Annotated in this window: 17 protein-coding genes; 8 read left to right on the top strand and 9 right to left on the bottom strand. The window is 44.6% G+C overall.

Going from position 1 to position 15,859, the window contains the following annotated elements:
* The first annotated feature begins 171 nt into the window (after positions 1-171).
* The 6 genes from K5Q92_RS19370 to K5Q92_RS19345 all read left to right on the top strand — a co-directional run bounded on the left by K5Q92_RS19370 (position 172) and on the right by K5Q92_RS19345 (position 6,784).
* Positions 172-567: a SirB2 family protein gene (locus tag K5Q92_RS19370; protein WP_220770520.1), complete on the top strand. Its 396-nt coding sequence runs from the start codon at positions 172-174 to the stop codon at positions 565-567.
* Positions 567-1,355, top strand: a complete 789-nt coding sequence (locus tag K5Q92_RS19365; RefSeq protein WP_220770519.1) for a tetratricopeptide repeat protein — start codon at positions 567-569, stop codon at positions 1,353-1,355. The genes K5Q92_RS19370 and K5Q92_RS19365 overlap by 1 nt, the downstream gene beginning before the upstream one ends.
* A 201-nt stretch (positions 1,356-1,556) precedes the next feature.
* Positions 1,557-2,825 carry a DUF819 domain-containing protein gene (locus K5Q92_RS19360; RefSeq protein ID WP_220770518.1) on the top strand — a complete coding sequence of 423 codons (1,269 nt, stop codon included), beginning with the start codon at positions 1,557-1,559 and terminating at the stop codon, positions 2,823-2,825.
* A 69-nt stretch (positions 2,826-2,894) separates the two neighbouring features.
* Positions 2,895-3,743, top strand: a complete 849-nt coding sequence (gene kdsA, locus K5Q92_RS19355) for a 3-deoxy-8-phosphooctulonate synthase (RefSeq protein ID WP_202721911.1) — start codon at positions 2,895-2,897, stop codon at positions 3,741-3,743.
* A gap of 391 nt (positions 3,744-4,134) precedes the next feature.
* Positions 4,135-5,697, top strand: coding sequence for an AbgT family transporter (locus K5Q92_RS19350; RefSeq protein ID WP_374758457.1), 1,563 nt, complete (start codon positions 4,135-4,137; stop codon positions 5,695-5,697).
* Positions 5,698-5,908: 211 nt separating this feature from the next.
* Positions 5,909-6,784, top strand: coding sequence for a DMT family transporter (locus K5Q92_RS19345; RefSeq protein ID WP_220770517.1), 876 nt, complete (start codon positions 5,909-5,911; stop codon positions 6,782-6,784).
* A gap of 3 nt (positions 6,785-6,787) precedes the next feature.
* Here K5Q92_RS19345 and K5Q92_RS19340 read toward each other — a convergent pair whose 3' ends face one another.
* The 5 genes from K5Q92_RS19340 to K5Q92_RS19320 all read right to left on the bottom strand — a co-directional run bounded on the left by K5Q92_RS19340 (position 6,788) and on the right by K5Q92_RS19320 (position 10,838).
* The gene (locus K5Q92_RS19340; protein WP_220770516.1) at positions 6,788-7,492 is read right to left on the bottom strand and encodes a phosphatase PAP2 family protein; all 705 of its coding nucleotides are present in this window, start codon (positions 7,490-7,492) and stop codon (positions 6,788-6,790) included.
* A gap of 167 nt (positions 7,493-7,659) precedes the next feature.
* Positions 7,660-7,740 (bottom strand): MetS family NSS transporter small subunit, encoded by an 81-nt coding sequence (locus K5Q92_RS19335; protein ID WP_259649640.1) that lies wholly within the window; start codon positions 7,738-7,740, stop codon positions 7,660-7,662.
* Positions 7,741-7,760: 20 nt separating this feature from the next.
* The gene (locus K5Q92_RS19330; RefSeq protein WP_220770514.1) at positions 7,761-9,257 is read right to left on the bottom strand and encodes a sodium-dependent transporter; all 1,497 of its coding nucleotides are present in this window, start codon (positions 9,255-9,257) and stop codon (positions 7,761-7,763) included.
* Positions 9,258-9,431: 174 nt separating this feature from the next.
* Entirely contained in the window at positions 9,432-10,403 is a 972-nt protein-coding gene (locus tag K5Q92_RS19325) for a ketopantoate reductase family protein (protein WP_220770513.1), read from the bottom strand.
* Positions 10,404-10,409: 6 nt separating this feature from the next.
* Complete coding sequence (locus K5Q92_RS19320) at positions 10,410-10,838, bottom strand: VanZ family protein (RefSeq protein WP_220770523.1); 429 nt, start codon at positions 10,836-10,838, stop codon at positions 10,410-10,412.
* 101 nt (positions 10,839-10,939) lie between these two features.
* On the opposite strand from K5Q92_RS19320, the gene K5Q92_RS19315 reads away from it, so the two are divergent.
* Positions 10,940-11,425 (top strand): YajQ family cyclic di-GMP-binding protein, encoded by a 486-nt coding sequence (locus K5Q92_RS19315; RefSeq protein ID WP_220770512.1) that lies wholly within the window; start codon positions 10,940-10,942, stop codon positions 11,423-11,425.
* Positions 11,426-11,648: 223 nt separating this feature from the next.
* Here K5Q92_RS19315 and K5Q92_RS19310 read toward each other — a convergent pair whose 3' ends face one another.
* From K5Q92_RS19310 to K5Q92_RS19295, 4 genes are all read right to left on the bottom strand, one after another.
* Positions 11,649-13,079, bottom strand: coding sequence for an MFS transporter (locus K5Q92_RS19310; RefSeq protein ID WP_220770511.1), 1,431 nt, complete (start codon positions 13,077-13,079; stop codon positions 11,649-11,651).
* A 205-nt stretch (positions 13,080-13,284) separates the two neighbouring features.
* The gene (locus K5Q92_RS19305) at positions 13,285-13,605 is read right to left on the bottom strand and encodes a hypothetical protein (protein ID WP_202721903.1); all 321 of its coding nucleotides are present in this window, start codon (positions 13,603-13,605) and stop codon (positions 13,285-13,287) included.
* Between the two features lie 118 nt (positions 13,606-13,723).
* The gene (locus K5Q92_RS19300) at positions 13,724-14,272 is read right to left on the bottom strand and encodes a peptidylprolyl isomerase (RefSeq protein ID WP_220770510.1); all 549 of its coding nucleotides are present in this window, start codon (positions 14,270-14,272) and stop codon (positions 13,724-13,726) included.
* 135 nt (positions 14,273-14,407) lie between these two features.
* A complete protein-coding gene (locus K5Q92_RS19295) occupies positions 14,408-14,974 on the bottom strand; it encodes a YajG family lipoprotein (RefSeq protein WP_220770509.1) in 567 nt (188 codons plus the stop codon).
* Between the two features lie 225 nt (positions 14,975-15,199).
* On the opposite strand from K5Q92_RS19295, the gene K5Q92_RS19290 reads away from it, so the two are divergent.
* A complete protein-coding gene (locus K5Q92_RS19290) occupies positions 15,200-15,760 on the top strand; it encodes a porin family protein (protein ID WP_220770508.1) in 561 nt (186 codons plus the stop codon).
* Positions 15,761-15,859 lie beyond the last annotated feature (99 nt).

Below are 15,859 nucleotides of genomic sequence, written 5' to 3'. Positions count from 1 at the left end.
GCATAACACCATAAGGCAAAATCTGTCAGGGGAGCAAGTTTGCAATTAATCTCTGGAACACTGACTTTGGTTAAACTTTGTGCACTTCTTCCTATTGCCGTGGCGGGATATTGGTTATGGATTAATGTATGGGGTACACTAGCCGCCTTTATCGGCTAATAGATTTTTATCATGGAAACTTTTTACGGTTTATACCCAGCGTTTAAGCACATGCATATGACGCTTATCGCAGCTAGCGTATTGTTTTTCTTAGTGCGTTTTGTACTGCATCTACGCAAGTCGCCAGTTTTGGAAAAGAAAGTCATTAAGATTGCCCCACATGTTATCGATACTTTCTTGCTGATATCAGGATTAATCTTGTGCTTCTCTATCAAGCAGTATCCATTTGTTGATCCTTGGATGACTGAAAAGCTTGGTGCGGTTGTGGCTTATATCCTATTAGCTACGATAGCGCTGAAAGCAAACCGTAATACGCTATTTAAGGTATTTGCTGCTTTTGGCGCAATAGGTTGGGTTGTTTATGCGGCTAAACTTGCGATCCTTAAGCAAGGGGTGTTACTCGGTTAATGGCTGACTTAACACACAAAGACTCTATCCGACTACCCGAGACAGCCTTTGAAATTGCTGAACATTTAGGCTTTTCTAAGCAGAAAAATGCCAACTGGGCTTGGCTCGAGTTAGCTGGCTCAGTGTTAAGCTTTTATGTGGTTGACAGGCACGAACGTTTAAATGGATTACTTAGGTGGTTCTATAATGATTTAGGCTTTTGTCCGCGAGAGGCATACTACAGTGCAGAAGCTGCTGACTTAGGTAAATGCTTAACATCCAAACAAGGTAATAGCACCACGTTAGCGACTGTATTAATGCTGCTTGCTAAGCAGTTGGATCTAAAGTTAGAGCTGTTACTGTTGCCAGGCCATACCGTACTTTGTAGTCGAATTGATGATAAAGTTCGCTACATCGACCCACTAACAGGTGCAGAGTTGACTAAGCACCAGTTACACGTGTTTGTGCGTGGAGAGCTGGGTAATGGAGCTAAGTTTAAGCCTAGTTACTTAAAGCCTGCGAGTATCAAACGCATTCTTTCTCGCATGCTACATGAGATGAAAGCGGGCTGTATTATTGCTCACAACTTTGAGCCGGCAATGGAGTGTTGCAACTTACTGCTTCAATGGCATGGCGATGATCTCAACCTTAACCGAGAGCGTGCGTTTATTGCCCAACAGCTTGGTTGTATCAGCGTCGCAACCGCAGATTTAACCCACTTTGTAGAAAATAGTCCGCATGATCCGGTGATAGAACTGGTGAAAATGCAATTAAAAGAACTTAAAGAGGAAGTAGAAACTTTCCACTAAGTAAAGCAATAGGGCCTTAGAGGCCCTTTTGTGTTGATATAGCCTCTTTTATATAGGGCTAGTTTAAAATAGAGCGCCACTTTTAAGTGACAGACGCGCCAAAATAAAACAAAAAATAAGATCAAAAAAGTAACACCAACAAATTGAAGTAAAAAAATAATAAGTAGGCAAACGATTGCCAATACCAAGGGGATAGAGTTCATGAGTAGTACGGATTCAGTGACTAATGCACTGGTGACAAATGACGCCACCGCATTAGGTATTCTAGCTGTAGTGCTAGGTTTTGTGTTTTACACCAGTAATAGTAGCCATCCATTTTGGAAAAAGTTTTACACTTTCGTTCCTGCCTTGCTGATGTGTTATTTCTTACCGTCACTGTTAAACACATTTAATATTATTGATGGTAATGCATCGCAACTTTATTTTGTCGCATCGCGTTACCTGTTGCCTGCATGTTTAGTGTTACTGATTTTGAGTGTCGACCTAAAGGCCATTCTATCGCTAGGACCTAAGGCGATTGTAATGTTTCTGACAGGAACAGTGGGGATTGTGATTGGTGGGCCGATTGCATTGCTTATTGTGTCTGCGGTGAATCCTGAGGTGCTCGGTGTTACAGGCCCCGATGCTGTATGGCGTGGTATGACTACTCTAGCCGGTAGTTGGATTGGTGGCGGCGCAAACCAGGCTGCCATGAAAGAGATTTATGATGTAGGTGGTAATATTTTCTCAATCATGGTGACGGTGGATGTTATCGTGGCGAATATCTGGATGGCTGTGCTGCTGTTTATGGCATCAAAGGCTAAGCAAATAGATGCTAAAACCGGGGCTGACACAACAGCGCTTGAGGCGCTAAAAGATAAAGTAGAGAAGTATCACGCCGAGAATGCACGTATTCCGAGCTTGAGCGACTTGATGATGATTGTTGCCATAGGTTTTGGTGTAACCGGCTTTGCTCATATCGTCGCTGACTTATTAGGGCCGTTTTTTGAAACTAACTACCCATGGACTCGAGACTATAGCCTAACCTCTAAGTTCTTCTGGTTAATTGTCACGGTAACGACAATAGGCTTATTTTTATCCTTTACACGAGTACGACACATTGAAGCGGCGGGGGCATCGAAAGTTGCATCGGCATTTTTATATATCCTAGTGGCAACGATTGGTTTGCACATGGATGTCTCGAAGTTAGCCGATCCCGACAACCTTTGGTACTTTGCCATTGGTATGATCTGGATGCTAGTGCACGCAAGCTTTATGCTGATTGTTGCTAAAATAATTAAGGCGCCACTGTTCTATATGGCTGTGGGCAGTCAAGCCAACGTCGGTGGTGCCGCATCTGCGCCAGTGGTCGCTGCAGCATTCCACCCAGCATTAGCACCTGTGGGTGTGTTACTCGCGGTATTAGGCTATGCTTTAGGCACCTATATGGCGTGGATTTGTGGCCAAATTTTACAAGCTGTAGCCAGTTAAGGCTGCAGCACAAGCCCATTTGATAAATGCCAAGACATAGGTCTTGGCTCACGAAGAGAGAAGAGATTGATGAGCAATAAAATCATTAGTTTAGGTTCGATAGAGATCGCAAACGATAAGCCTTTTGTGTTGTTTGGCGGTATGAACGTACTTGAGTCACGTGACTTAGCAATGCAGATTGCAGAAACCTATGCTGAAGTGACCCAGAAGCTAGGGATCCCTTATGTATTTAAGGCTTCTTTTGATAAGGCAAATCGCTCATCAGTTAACTCTTATCGTGGTCCAGGAATGGAAGAAGGCTTGAAGATCTTCGAAGAGATCAAGTCAACTTTTAACTTGCCTTTGATCACCGATGTACACGAGGTTCACCAGTGTGCACCTGTTGCTGAGGTGGTTGATGTGATTCAATTACCTGCATTCTTGGCGCGTCAAACTGACCTCGTTGTCGCTATGGCAAAAACTGGCGCCATCATTAACGTGAAGAAGCCGCAGTTCCTTGCACCACATGAAATGCGTCATATCATTACTAAGTTTAACGAAGCTGGTAACGATGAAATTATGTTATGTGAGCGTGGTTCAAGCTTTGGTTACAACAACCTTGTTGTTGACATGCTTGGTATGGATGAGATGAAGCAAACGGGTTACCCGGTGATCTTCGATGCGACTCATGCTCTACAGCGCCCAGGCGGACGAGCAGACAGTGCTGGTGGTCGCCGTGCTCAAGCAACTGAGCTTGCGCGTAGTGGTATGGCACTTGGTTTAGCGGGCTTGTTCATTGAAGCACATCCGGACCCTGATAACGCTAAGTGTGATGGCCCATGTGCATTGCCTCTACATCAGTTAGAGAACTATCTAACACAGATGAAGGCGATTGACGATTTGGTTAAATCTTTTGAACCAATCGACACGAGTAAGTAGTCTTTTTAGAGCAGGCATCACGATTTTGTGAGCAAGCTAGATAAAGCCCTGTATTTTTACAGGGTTTTTTTATTACATTGCCTTATACCAATCAGTATAAAGATTTGGTCGCCATTCTGGAGCGTTTTTGGCTGCCTACTTCTGCGTTGAACAGCTTCACAAGGGAACAGGCATTCTTTCAGCTATTCGCCTTGAATTAGTTTGCCAAAAATGCTCTGAGTAGATCAACTTCTTATACTGATTGGTAATTAGTGCAGATTTTAAGTTTAAATACAGACTTGAGCGATATGCTACAGGGCTAAAAAAATGTTCGATATGAATTAATCTCCATCGACTTAACAGGGTTGCTAGAGGTTAATTAATCAGGATTATTAAAATAACAGGTTGAATGATGATGGAAGATAAACAGGCGTTGGGCGAAGCTCGCCCAGAGGGATTTTTAGGTAAGGCGCTCGATAGCATTGAGCGTGTGGGTAATAAGCTGCCCGATCCTGCAATGCTATTTTTGATTTTGATGTTTGCTGTATGGGCGCTATCGGCATTGCTATCAGGTGTCAGCTTCGACTCTATCGATCCTCGAACCAATACGCCGATTGTCGTTAATAACCTATTGAGTGCGGAGGCGCTTACTCACTTTCTCACCTCTATGGTTACCACCTTTACTGCTTTCGCTCCACTTGGTGTCGTGCTTGTAGCCATGTTAGGTGTCGGGGTTGCCGAGCACTCAGGCTTTATTAATACTGCGCTTAAGCAGATGCTTAAAGTCACGCCTATGAAGTTTTTAACGCCTGCGGTAGTACTCGTTGGTATTATTTCTCATACCGCAACTGACGCTGGTTACGTAGTAGTGATTCCACTGGCTGGTGTGATTTTCTTTACCGTAGGGCGTCACCCTCTTGCGGGTATTGCGGCAGCATTTGCAGGCGTGTCTGGCGGCTTCTGTGCTAACTTTATTCCATCGGGTATCGACCCTCTACTGCAGAGTTTTACCCAAGCCGCTGCACAAATTGTTGATCCTAATATTGAAGTTAACCCGTTAAATAACTGGTTCTTTGCAGCTTCATCTTGTATCCCTATCACATTGATTATCTGGTACCTCACCGATAAAGTGTTAGAGCCGCGTTTAAACCGCACCCACAAGGTTAATCATGAAGAAGTGGATTTGCCTGCTATGGAAGAGGTGAGCGCTACCGAGCTTAAAGCTTTCCGTGTCGCATCGGCGGTAATGCTAGCGGCAATTGTGGGTTTCTTCTCACTAACCATTCCAGAGACCTCAACCCTGAGAGATGGGAACGGTTCTCTCACCAGCTTTAGTGCTCCTTTGATGCAGTCAATCGTGCCGCTGATTTTCATCTTCTTTATGTTACCAGGTCTAGTTTATGGTTATATGACTGGTGCCTTTAAAACATCGGGTGATGTGGTGCAGGCGATGTCTAAGTCGATGACTGGTATGTCTCATTACATCGTAATGGCATTTTTCTGTGCCCAGTTTGTGGCTGCATTCTCTGCGTCTAATCTCGGTGCATTAATCGCGGTTGAGGGAGCGGGTGGGCTTAAAGCACTCAACCTTCCAGCTGAAATTACCGTCGTTGGTATGATTATCTTAGTTGGCTTTGTGAATCTATTTGTTGGCTCATCATCGGCTAAGTGGGCTTTGATAGGCCCAGTATTAGTACCAATGTTGATGCAGTTAAACATTAGCCCTGATCTATCTCAGGCGGCTTACCGTGTTGGTGATTCAAGCTCTAACATTATTACACCTTTGATGCCGTACTTCCCATTAGTGGTGGTTTACTGTCAGCGTTATGTGAAGAACATCGGTATCGGTACGCTTATTTCAATGATGTTGCCATTTAGCTTAGCACTACTGTCGATATGGAGTGTTTGGTTGCTGGCCTATTGGGCACTAGGCTTCCCGCTTGGCTTGGGCGCTAGTTACACCTACGGGCTATAGAGCTATAGCGTTTAGCGAGTTAAGTTAGCGTGATAAATAAGGGCAGCGTATCAACGTTGCCCTTTTTAATAGCTTTGTCTTGTCCTAGAATGTGTTTCTAGCGCTTTTGTTAGATTATCACCAAGAGTTATTTTCAGTATCTAATACTAATCCCCCTTTGGTTGGGATCTACAGGCATAATAGCGTTTTTGATTTTGGGCGCTCACTCTATATGGCTTGGATTTTATTTACTCTTTTAGCGGCTTCAATGCAGGCTTGGCGCAATGCCTTTCAGAGCCAGCTTAGTAGAGAGGTGAATATTGCAGGCGTCACCTTAGCGCGGTTTATCTGGGCAACGCCAATCGCGATTATCTACCTGTTAGGCCTTTATGCATGGCAACCCGTAGGCCTGCCGTATATCACTCTTCAATTTAGCGCTTATGTGCTCGGAGCTGCGGCGATGCAAATCTTGGCTACGGCTTTGATGGTCAAGCTTTTCAAGATGAAAAATTTTGCCGTAGGAGCTGGACTGGCTAAGAGTGAGGCCTTAGTTGCGGCGATTCTAGGTGTGCTGTTTTTCGGCACGCATCTGTCATTGCTTGGCTGGCTAGGTGTGCTCATTGGTGGTATTGCCGTGTTTATGATGAGCAGCAAGCAAGGTTTTAAACAGCTCTCTTTATCGACCGTTTTACTTGGACTCGCTTGCGGCACCGCCTTTGCTTTGACTTCTCTTTGGGTTAGGGAGGCAAGCCTTAACCTAGATCTGCCTTTTCCCCATCGCGCCGCTTGGGTACTGCTGTTGGTGATTTCGATACAGACAACGATGCTACTGATTTACGCTTATGCCTTAGACAAGAACACCATAGAGGGATTACTGCAAAGGCCAAAGCTGACACTGCTTACTAGTGGCACGAGTTGTCTAGGTTCAATCGGTTGGTTTAGTGCGATGTCGTTGCAAGCAGTGCCCTATGTTAAGACGCTTGGTCAGGTAGAGGTGTTCTTCACCTTGCTTATCGCCACGTTTTGGCTCAAAGACAAGGTGAAAATCAAAGATATGTTGGGGCTGGTGCTGATTGCTGTGGCCGCTATCTTGGTGATGTGGGGTTAGTTATTACTTACTCTTTGCTCTATATTCCAACAGCTTTTCGCCCAGATGAATAGATAACTGTGCGCAACACACCCCAAGGGTAGCGCCCGCGAGTAGGTCGCCAAGGAAGTGATAGTTCTGACCTAATTGTCCGGCAATAGCTCCTAGCATCGCCAGTAACCACATAGGATAAAGCTTGGGAAAGCGCCACCAGAAAACACTAACCAGAGCAAAAGTGAATAGTGCGTGGCCAGAGGGAAAAGAGTTATAAGCCGCGCCAATTGCGAAAGGGTGGAACCCTTCTACGCCGTTGTGGATCCAGGATAGATTGCTGCCCGTCTCGGTGTGGATCCAGGTTTCAGGCCAAGTACGGCCAAATACAAATTTGGCACCGACTCTGGCGATGCTGGCAATAACTAGGGTTAATACTAGTGTTAGCGCCATGGAGCCAAGTTGCTTACGCCAAGTTGAGTTAACGCAAGCGAGAATGATGATGGCTGCGAGACTCTCGAACACCAATGGCATCTGGCTGAGTGGCTTGAAAATGATACTTGCATCAACATTGTGGTGCATCCAAGTTGATAACGGTCGATCTAAAAACAGCACACTAAAAACTGTGCAGCTAATTGCGGCTAGATATAACCATACACAGCATTGTAGAGAATATGCTTGGCGTTGGCTTGAGGCTGGGTTGTGTGTCGATGCCAATTGATTATCTGCTTGATTCATTGAAATGGTGACTAGAATAGGATTGCTTGAAGTGTATTGTCACCTCAGCTTAGCTACAAGTTTATCAAAAAGAGTATATTAAAACTGATTAGTCATCTAGCTAATACCGATAATAAAGAAGCCCTTAGGCTCCTTCATCGCGTTAATTAACAGTTCATTCAAGTGAGTCAGTCTCTTCTTGATGCCTTCATCGCGATGGAGATACAGACTGCCGCGCCTCCCCAGGTGATGAGTAAAGCGAATATCATCATAATAATGGCTCCGGTACTCATGCTTTAGGCTCCTGTGAGTTATTGTTAGAGATGACACTGATAAAGATGGCGACAAATAGCATGCTAGCCACTAATCCCCAGCCGAGAAATAGCTGATCGACTATGGGGTAATCACCGTAGCCATGGGTCAGTGTGTTAATAAGGTTCTTAACGAGAATGATTGCCAGCATGATAGGGCCGATAAAACGCAAGCAGATCTCAGCCCATTTACCGATACTAAACTCACTACAACGGTTGGCGTAGTCGCGTATATCGGCAATCTTAAATAGCCATGCAAGGATAATCAGCTCGACTAGACAACTAGAGAGTAGGGCGATGTTATTAATAAAGTAGTCGACAAGGTCGAGCAATAACAAGCCGCCGTTACTTGAAAAAGCCATCGACAGAATAAAGCCTGTCCCACAGACCAGTAGTGCCGCCTTTTTACGTGATATCGACAGTTTATCTATGACTGCTGAGACCACAGCTTCGATAATTGAAATATGTGAGCTAATGCCAGCCACGACTAAGGCTAAGAAGAATAGCGGACCAAGGATATAGGGGACGGGGAGTAAATTGATGGCGGCAGGTATGGTGACAAAGGCCAGCCCCACACCCGAGGAGACCACATCTGTGATGGGTTTTGCTTGCTCTTCGGACATATAGCCGAGAACAGAGAAGATCATGATACCGCCCAAGATAGAGAAGCCGCAGTTGATCAGTACCGTCATGAAGGCATTGTTATTAATGTCTGACTTCTCAGGCAGGTAGCTGGAGTACGCCAGCATAATGGCGAAGCCAACACTTAAGGTGAAAAATATTTGGCCATAGGCTGCGGACCAAACTTTAGCATCTAAAATCATGCTGAAATCGGGGCGAAATAGGTAGTTAAGCCCCTCTAAAGCGCCCGGCAGAAAAATAATCCGCGCAATAAAGAGCAGTACCATAATGAACAGCAATGGCATCATTATCTTGCTGGCACGTTCAATCCCGCCTTTTACACCGCTATAAACCGCCAAAGTGGTAATGCTCCATGCAATCGCCATTGGGATGGCAATGTGGAACTGTATTGAACCTAGTTTTGTCGGGGAATTATCGCCTAATTGCAAGTATTCGTTAAAGAAGAAGGCATTGGTATCGTTTCCCCAGCTTTGGGATATAGAGAAAGTGAAGTAGGAGATAGCCCAGCCAATAACGGCAATGTAATAGATAGCGATTACCGCAGCGATAAACACCTGAAACCAGCCTAACCACTCGAGCCTAAAGCCGAGTGATTTACCGAGTTGGGCGAAGATCTTTGGCGCCGCGCCACGATACTTATGGCCAAGGCTAAACTCCATTATCATAAAGGGAATGCCTGCCGAGAGCATGGCAAACAGATAGGGAATAAAGAAGGCTCCGCCGCCATTTTCGTAAGCCATATAGGGGAAGCGCCATATATTGCCGAGGCCGATTGCCGAGCCAACAGCCGCTAAAATAAAGCCTGTCCTGGAGTTCCATTGCTCTCTTTGCATTGAATGCGCCTGTCTTCTCTCCTATTACACCATTGTAAATAGGGCCAACAGGATTAATTTTAGTCACAATTAAAGAACTTGCTTGAGGTTTTTACTTTATGAAATGCTTAAATTTTAATGATAAATACCAGAGGTTCACTAGGCATGGACAGTAATGCTATCCATGCCATGAGCCTAACGAGTGTATTTAGCTTCTAACTGCTTTATCTGCTGGGCTAGCGCTTGATTGACAGGTGCTGGGACGCGGTGGGCCTTGGCTCGTTTGAGAACGAAACCATTAATCGCATCTATCTCAGTTTGCCTTTGATGATAGACATCTTGATGCATAGAGGAGAAGTTCTGTGCAGTGAGCTCGATAACTTGATAAACACGCTCGATTAAAGGCGCAAGCTCTAGCTTGAGTCCGTCGGCAGCGGCAACTTCAACAAGCTCATTGACAGCATTGTGTATCGTATCGCGATACTCAATCTTAGCTAGCTCGCCATTAGGGCAATTATGGATAGCCGTTAAAGGGTTTATCGCCACGTTGATGGCCAGCTTTTGCCACAGAAGCGGTAAGATATCGGTATGCCAAGTACTTTGGTCAATATTGCTCAGCAATAATGCTTTCAGCTCCTCATTTAGCTCGGCTCCAATAAATGGCCCAAGCTGCGTCAAACCAGCTCCTGTCTGTATAACATGGTACCTGTCTACTCTGAGTGCGCCTTGTGAGGTCGTACCTAGACTCAAGCTACGATTTACAATGTCTGCCTGAACATCTAGATGCGGTCCCATACCATTATGTAGCAGCAGAATGTGGGTATCTGCGGGCAGGTAAGGCAATACCGAGTTGAGCGCAGCTTTGACTTGATACGCTTTAACGCAGATCACCAAGAGTTCGGTATTCGCGAGTTCCAGTGCATAATCGTCTTGGCCGATAAACTTGGCGTGACGAGTTGATAGCTGACCGTCAAGGGCCGTAAATTTAACAGGAATAACAGCGGACTGAGCTGCCTTGCTAATAAAATTGAGGCGCTTGCTTGTTTGTATATTGGCCTTCGCAAGCTGATGGTAGATGAGCTGGCCAATGGCGCCAGCGCCTAAGATGGTTATCTGTTTAGGGACTATCTGTTTAGGCGCGAGCTGGGAAGATGAAATTGAAGGCATGTTTGGTTACTGAGGGTCAGGTTCGGTGAGCTTAGCCGTTTTAAAGTAGCGACAATAGAGCCAATGGGTAAAGTAGAACAGTGAAATACCGACCATGTCGGCAATAAAGTCGGCGAAAGAGGCGCTACGATAAGAGAGTTGGGATTGTACTACTTCGATAAATACTGCGTAGCCTGCCAAAATAACAGCCAGAATGTACCACTTAGGCCTAAAGGCTAAGTAGGTCAGGTAGGACAAAATGAAGAAGCTGCCAACGTGACCAATTTTATCAAAGTTAGGGATCCCTGTGGGGTAGCTAGGTTTTGAAAAAACCAAGTAACTCACCAGAATAAGCATTATCGCCAGTGCCCATTTAAAAATTGTTTGTCTGTTTATCACGTCGTATTCATCTGGGTTATTTGTTTCAATCATAAGAAAACCCGTTAGCAAAGTCATCAATAACCCACAATTTCCTTTGCTTTAATGGTTTATTTACTTCAAGTTCGCAGGCTCTGTGCGTAAAATACAGCTACAGCAAATTTTTAAGGACCAAACTTATGCCTTCAATGGATATTGTTTCAGAAGTAAATGAAGTTGAACTGCGTAATGCGGTTGATAATTCAGTTCGTGAATTGAAAGGTCGCTTTGACTTTCGCGGTAAAGAAGCCACTATTGAATACAAAGACCATGTGGTTACTCTAACTGCTGAAGATGATTTTCAGGTTCGCCAGTTAGTTGATATTTTACGCATGCAGATGAGTAAGCGTAATGTTGACCCGAAATCAATGGATGTTGATGAGAAAGCGGTTCACAGCGGAAAAACCTTCTCTTTAAAAGTGAAGTTTAAAGAGGGTATTGAAACCTTAGTCGCTAAGAAGTTAGTTAAGATTATTAAAGACAGCAAGCTTAAGGTTCAGTCTTCTATTCAAGGTGATTCGGTTCGCGTAACGGGTAAGAAGCGTGATGATTTGCAAGCAGTGATGGCATTGGCACGTGAGTCTGAGCTTGGTCAGCCATTCCAGTTTAATAACTTCCGTGATTAATTAGTCAGTGCTTAATTGCTTCTGCGATTAGCTTGTACACTTAAGTTTTCTACGAAGAAACTATTAAAGACGCTTAAAAATTAAATTTTAAGCGTCTTTTTTATTCTGTTGTTTTAATCTTAAACCACCAACGGGTTCCAAAGCTCTTTGCGAATTGATATTAGCCGTTGGGGCGTGCTCAGAACTGTGTAACTTAACAGGGTACAAGCTTAACGAATGCTTCTTAGGCGCTGGTCTCTTTTCTTACATCACTGGGCTCACTTTCAGCTTGTTCATTGAGGCTTGGATTGGGCGCATATTTCTGTACCAGCATAATAAGCCCAAGCACAGGGAAACCAATCAAGCTGGCAGCGATAAAGAAGCTGACATAATCATAGGCATCGATATAGGCACCGGAGAAGCCCGCAACAAACTTAGGGAAAAGTAGCATAATCGATGACAGCAGTGCATATTGCGTCGCACTGTAACCACTACTAGTCAAACTAGATAGGTAGGCGATAAAGGCTGCCGTGGCAATCCCTGCACTAAAATTATCCACCGAGATGGCAAACGTTAGGAAGCTGATGTTATAGCCAATCATGGCTTGATAGGCAAAAAGCAGATTGGTTACCGCCACAAGAAAGGCACCTAAGAACAATATCTTCATGGTGCCGTAGCGGGCTATGAGTAGTCCCCCTGCGCCAGCACCGACCAAGGTCATGATTAGGCCATAGATCTTACTTAATGTGGCAATTTCAGTTTTCGAAAAGCCCATATCCACATAGAAAACGTTAGCCATAATTCCCATTACGATATCTGAAATGCGGTAGCAGGAGATCAGCAGTAGGATGAGAATGGCGCTGCGGCCATAACGTTTAAAAAAGTCGATAAAGGGCAATACGCTGGCGGTATAAAGCCAAGATAAACTCGCGGCGACAACCTTAGGGTATCGTGCGGCAAATTTAACTTTAAGTTCAGCTTCCTTCTCATCGACCTCCTTGGTTTCAACCGCGGGCTCCGAGCTAAACAGGGTGGTTAAAATACCGATAGACATGAGTCCAGCCATCACTAAATAAGCCGTTTGCCATGACATCAAGCTATAGCTGTCGCTATTGGGTTCTATCCATGCGGCAATGGTTAGCGCACCTGCGGTCGCCACAATCATGGCACTGCGGTAGCCCACCTGATAGGCCGCAGCCAGTGCCGCTTGCATTTTCACCGGGGCTGATTCAATACGAAATGCATCGATAACGATATCTTGAGTGGCGGAGGCAAAGGCAACCATTAAAGCAAACAGCGCCAGCCTTTCCAGATCGGCAAGAGGATCACTTTGACTCATGCCTACAATCGCAGCGACCAGTAAGAGTTGCGCGAACATCATCCAGCCGCGCCTGCGCCCTAAAAGTCGAGTGAATATCGGCAGTGACATTCTATCCACAAGAGGGGACCAGGCCCACTTAAAACCATAAGCGAGCGCTATCCAGCTAAAATACCCTATGGCAGTACGGTCTACTCCAGCTTCTCTTAACCAAAATGACAGGGTGGAAAACACTAGCATCAGCGGTAAGCCAGCTGAAAAACCAAGTAGAAGTAAAATCAATACCCTTTTGTGGCAATAGATTGATGCGGCGTCTTTAAAGCGCTTAAAGAAAGAGGGCGAGGATGCTGAAGACATAAACAAGCTTTGCTGGAGTTAGTTGTCTAAATCTTACGGTTCAGCGCAGTTAGGTTCAAGGTATTAATCTGGATAGAGCTAGATTTTAGTATGTTGCGGCGTTTTGTTAGTAAAAAGCCCAAACCAAAATAGTGGTCTGGGCTTTGGTCGAGCTAGATTGCTCTTTAGGTGGATATTTTACCTATGGATACAAATGTGTCAGTTGCTAAGGTCTTATCCCGATACAGCCTTGAGGAATTTGACCGCCAATGCTGAGATAATCACAGCAATCGTCTACTTGCTTTCGCAAAAACTGATTGCCACGAATCGCCCAACTTGGCCACCTGTCAAAGGCGTGCAATAAATGCCAAAACACACGTTCCATATCTGTTTGCGCATCACCCTGATGATTGTACATCTGCCATTCTTCTAGGGTGTCCCATAGATATAACTGGATCTCTTTGAAATCGAGCTTGTCACTCAAAAACGCTTTTCCATAGAAAGCCAGCTGGGGCGCTTTATCGTCAATGAACTCGTTAGGTGTCACTGAGCCGCCTCCTTGTGGTTAACGCAATAAGTATAGGCAGAAGATTAGGGCTTTTGCTCAAAATATTTCAAATTATTTCAAAACAATTCAAAGTCTATATTGACTAAAGATAGTTAGATTAGTTTCGTGGTAGCAGGGTTGCCTTTTTTAAAATAATATCTTGCACAGGAAAGTCAGGCCACTCTAGTTGATTATTAAACTCAGTAGGCACCAGTGACATGGCTTGCAGCACTTCCATGCCCGAAGTGACTTCACCGAAAACCGTATAGCCCCAACGACGAGAAGAGGGGTCTAACTTCTCGTTATCGACCACGTTAAAGTAAAACTGGCTGGTGGCCGTGTGTGGCTCAGATTCTCTAGCCATGGCGATGGTGCCCGTGAGGTTAGATAGGCCATTTCCGGATTCATTGACGATAGGCTTATCGGTGGGTCTCTCTTCCTTTTTCAAGTCGAGGCCTCCACCTTGCACCACAAAGTCAGGGATCACTCTGTGGAACAGGGTGTTGTCATAATGCCCCTTAACCACATAGGTTAGAAAGTTATCGACCGTGATTGGTGAGCGGGTTCTGTCTAACTCCACCACGATTTTGCCCATGCTCGTATCGAGCTCTACTTGGGGATAGAGGGTGTTGGGTTGAATGTCCACAGCATAGGATAGTTGACTCATAGCTAACAGGGCCAAGGAGGCGAATGCCTTGGTTATCTTAGCGGTTTTTCTTTTCATGTTAGTTATGTTTGTTATCCAAGTTTTCATAGTGTCCCTTTAAATGGCGAATTGAATACTGCAAGCCTAGCCTGCTCTCTACTGCTGAATGAAGTGATTAAGCTCAGGATCATTGATGATATCGCTAGTCAGTTCACCCAAGAGCTTATTAATCTCAAGCTCTAGCGTTGCAAAGTCTGCGCTGAATGGTCCTTTTAGCAAGCCTTTCGCACGGTAGCGCTTAGTAAGCTCTTGATTGGCGTTTTTAGCGATGACATTGATAATAATCTGGCTATTCGCTTCAAAGCCAAACGTGCCTTCATCTACATCGGTTAATAGCTGTTCTAACTGGAACTGCATATGATTGACTGAACTTGGGTCGATTCGATATCCAGCTTGGCTAAAGCCTTCTCTAAAGACAAGGTCTACCTGTGCTCGAGGGGCCTCACTTGGGCTCACTAAGCGTGCCGCTTTATCGCCGTCATTAAAGCGGACAATAAAGTTTGCTGGGCGGGTATCAATGGTTTCAAGTGCAACAGGAAGCTCTATTTCAGTTTGTTGAGTGATGCTGGGTACCTCAGGATTTAAGGCAATATGAGATGGACCTTGGCTTGCGCAGCCCACAAGTGAAACCGCAGCAGTAATAAGTAAAAATAGACGTTTCATTAGCACAATAGTTTATTTAATTTGAAGTGCCCTCAGCATACCAGAAGATGTTGGTGTTTCCAGAACTTGTATTAACTTTTACTGGGTGGCTATTTATTGATGTGATTAAAGATGGATTGCGTCTACAAAACTGCTGTAGTATCAGTTGGGTGTGGGTTTTAACTGTAATTTGTTGAATGTGCAGTGTTATACACTGCTGATCAGCCAGTGCATTAAGGGATATAGATGCGTATTTTTACAATGCTTTTTGTGGGTTTGTTAAGTTGTAATGCTGTTGCTGCAGAATCTCCTCATATTTTGGGGGGGAGTGTCGGTTATGGTTTTCAAGATTTAGAAAAGTCTGAAAGTCACAGCAGTAGTGGTGGTGATAACTTTGTTGCCGACATTTATTATCGTTATATGTGGCACGATAATTTGGGTATGGAGGCTGGATATTTCGCAGGTAGCGGTGGAGTTGCAAGCATATTTACAGGGATTATTAGTAGCATTTCTAACATTGAGTATTCTGGTTATAGAGCGGCTCTATACGGTGAGTACATGCTATCGGCAAGTAATCGCTTGTATGCAAAAGTAGGTGCTAGTGCAAATGAACTATCCTATGACGTTGGTCGCTGGGGTAGTGACGAAGTCAGCCATATAGAAACGAATGGTACTGACATATATGCCGCCATTGGTTGGGGACTAAGGTTTAATTCAGGAGTTGGGATTAATATCGAGTACCAGTATGTGCCTGTACAAACACTCGAAGTACAGAATTTGAATATAGGCATGAGTTATCGCTTCTAATAGATCTGTCTATCACCGATATTACATTTCCATAAAAGCACCTGTCTAAGGTGCTTTTATTGTTTTCGCTTATGTCACTTTTCCATAATCGTTTAAGAG

This window comes from Shewanella sp. MBTL60-007 (genome assembly GCF_019654915.1).
Lineage (GTDB): Bacteria > Pseudomonadota > Gammaproteobacteria > Enterobacterales > Shewanellaceae > Shewanella.
Note: the sequence above shows the minus strand (reverse complement) of the source record. Positions and strands in the feature narration are given on the sequence as shown.